A 2,748-nucleotide genomic window follows, 5' to 3' on the forward strand; every position below is an offset into this window, starting at 1 on the left:
TCGGCTGCCAACATTTCCCTCTGATAATAAGCGCCTTGAACTGCTGTAAGATAAGCCCCTTCCCATATATGCTTATAGGTCTCTGGACGGTTTCTCAGATCATCCAATCGCGCTTCATTCAAGATTTTCGGAAACTTCGGGTTGTCTGACCAATTGATCTCTACACGCTTAATGGCTTCATTGTCTGAAAAGCGAAACCGCTTCTCAACGGGGGCATTGTCTCGCAACGGGTTCCATGTCACCCATAACTCTGCTCGCCACCCCTCGCCCTCTTCACGCAAAGTCGGTATAAGCGTCTGCCAAGCTGTCTCTGTAACCGGCTCTGCCTCATCAACCCAGCAGAGCAAAATACGCCCCATAGACTTGATACTGGCTATATTGCGGTCCAAACCAGAAAACTGAAAGGCTATACGACCATCTATCGACTTAATCGACGACTCCCCAACCTTGTAATAGTCCTTTAAAAAGTCGTGCGCTTCAATGGCGCGCTTAATCTCCTCCAATGAACTTTCTGCCAAAGAATTCTGAAACTGACGTGCACAAAGAATGGTCCCCGATATCCCCTGCATACCAAATTGATAGCCTTTTAAAGCAGCCATCAAGGCAAATGATCTTGTCTTTCCAGACCCTCGTCCACCCCAAGCCGCTCGTACCAAAGCGTCTCCTGCAAAAATAGGAATGAGTTTTGGTACAATCTTAATCTGTCTTGTCGTCATTCATTGTTAAAGGAGCAATTTCTACACGCCCTATGATCTTAATCGCGCCCCCATCTTCCCCCGTCACTTGCAAAGGCAAGATCTTCCCAAGCAACGCTAAATAAGCCGCAGGGCATCTTATTGCCTGCTTTTCGAGGTAAGAGATTAGTCCTTCCTTGCCATACTTATTGCCTGCCAATTCAGCAGCTTTAAGAATAGCCTCTTTCAAAAGGCGTGTATTCTTATTCGGTACACCTTTAACACGCCCCATTCCTGCCTTAGGGGGTTTATATTTTTTCTTTGTTTGAGAAATCTGTTCTGTATTTTGTGATGTCATAAAATACACCCTCCAGATAATAAAAAACCCCGCATTTGCGGGGATTTTGAACTGTACCACACCCTCATTTAGATACAGTACGACCAGTGCCGTATTTGTCATTAAATACGATTTGCTACACTTTGTCAACATAAAAATAACACATATTGATAATTTCAAAGGGAATCTGTATGAAGCGAAGATGTAACAATGAAAAACAAGATAAAATCTAATGTTATTATCGTATTTAAAGAAAATTGCCTTATTCGGAATAATAAGTATCTTATTCACTAGCCATATAAGTAGTCAATCATTAGCAGAAGATAGGTATTTAAAACTATGCCCAGATGGCCAAATTCCTGTTTTGCGTGATGTACGAAATCCATCTTCTTTTGTTACTTGTATTTCAGAAGAAATATTGGATTATAATTTTAATAAGTTTAAAAAACTCAGAGAAGAACTCGGAAATGACATTAGACTAGCTTCTATAAGTGAAAAAGACTATTATGAATTATTAAAACATCATTCTAAAAAAAAACAAATAATAGAATGGTTCGTAATAGGCTTTATAATAATCACCATAATGTCTCTTCCGATTAACATACTCTGGAGATTTAGGTTAAAGATTCCGGCGTTTTTATTTACAATAATGACCGCCTTAGCTGTTATTGCCATTCCCTTCATGTTTGGTTGGTAACATTTTTGAAGAATATTAAAAACAGCTTGTAGTGAATTCATAAAAACGAAAGAGGCGAAAATCGCCCCTTCGCTCCTGTCCCCTTTTACAAGAGATTAGACAAATAAAGTGTATATTAAAGGTAGAAATGATGTTTATAAAAAAATCTTTATTTAGAAGCGTATTAATTATCGCACTTTTGATAACGTCTCTTATATCCCCTTCAAATGGATATGCTAATTCTAAAGATTCTCCTTCATTTTTGAGTAAGCTATTTTGTTCAAAAGAAATTGCTGAGCTAAACACTGCACTAAGAGATATAGAAGATGGGCGTAAACTGTATCATGAGGCACTCGATAGAATCCTATGGTGGGAACGCACATTTTCTAAAACTGACATAATTGAATTTCAGTTCCTAATAAAAGAATATTTGAGGAACGATAAAGATTTATTTTTGAAAGAACAAATCAAAAATATAGAAAAATGGCATAATTTAATTAAAGAAAGGCATGAGATAGCATACAGCTTACTTAGTGACATGGAAAGAGAAATGTATAACATGGATCTTGTTCATAACGAAACACAATTAAAACAACACAATAAAGCATTACAAATTTTAAAAGAAATTACCGAAATTCAAATACATATCGCTGCAAAGAAGGAAAAACTTAAAGAACTAGACCGTGAAATTAATGCCTTATTTTTCAAATAGTTACACATTATAGTTAAGTGCTTTTTTGAAAATACTTCTGAAGAGCATTAAGAGCAACGCGTAATGAATTCACAAGGTGTGGTAGCATTTGATCTTCTACAACGAGGTACTGTAGCGCTGCATAAAGGTTATACTGTCTATAGAGGCATTGGGCTTCTTTTAGTGCCTCTTGCACGGCTTGATAGTGATTTGTTGCTTTTTGAACCCATTGTTCAAAGCTATCTGGATCTGAATTTGTAGACACATCGTCATAAATCGCATTAGGCAAGCCTTTTGCACAAAGGTAATTATTTCTTATCTGTAGGTACTGTTGCGCGGCATCATATTGCTCTTGAGTAATAACGCCTTG

The 2,748-nt window shown here is 37.5% G+C and carries 4 protein-coding genes and 1 pseudogene; 2 read left to right on the forward strand and 3 right to left on the reverse strand.

The features are described 5' to 3' along the window. Window positions 1-716 (reverse strand): phage terminase large subunit (locus ACFIMQ_RS09085; RefSeq protein WP_375703898.1); only part of this gene is annotated, 716 nt, incomplete at its 3' end. Beyond that, window positions 697-1,032 carry a hypothetical protein gene (locus ACFIMQ_RS09090; RefSeq protein WP_375610989.1) on the reverse strand — a complete coding sequence of 112 codons (336 nt, stop codon included), beginning with the start codon at window positions 1,030-1,032 and terminating at the stop codon, window positions 697-699. The genes ACFIMQ_RS09085 and ACFIMQ_RS09090, both read right to left, overlap by 20 nt. A 211-nt stretch (window positions 1,033-1,243) precedes the next feature. On the opposite strand from ACFIMQ_RS09090, the gene ACFIMQ_RS09095 reads away from it, so the two are divergent. Beyond that, the gene (locus ACFIMQ_RS09095; RefSeq protein WP_375703899.1) at window positions 1,244-1,708 is read left to right on the forward strand and encodes a hypothetical protein; all 465 of its coding nucleotides are present in this window, start codon (window positions 1,244-1,246) and stop codon (window positions 1,706-1,708) included. A 127-nt stretch (window positions 1,709-1,835) separates the two neighbouring features. Next, entirely contained in the window at window positions 1,836-2,399 is a 564-nt protein-coding gene (locus ACFIMQ_RS09100; protein WP_375703900.1) for a hypothetical protein, read from the forward strand. 13 nt (window positions 2,400-2,412) lie between these two features. Here ACFIMQ_RS09100 and ACFIMQ_RS09105 read toward each other — a convergent pair. Next, a pseudogene (locus ACFIMQ_RS09105) lies at window positions 2,413-2,748 on the reverse strand (hypothetical protein); the annotation flags it as partial.

The organism is Bartonella sp. AD13SXNS (assembly GCF_042196465.1).
In the GTDB taxonomy this organism is placed as follows: Bacteria; Pseudomonadota; Alphaproteobacteria; order Rhizobiales; family Rhizobiaceae; genus Bartonella.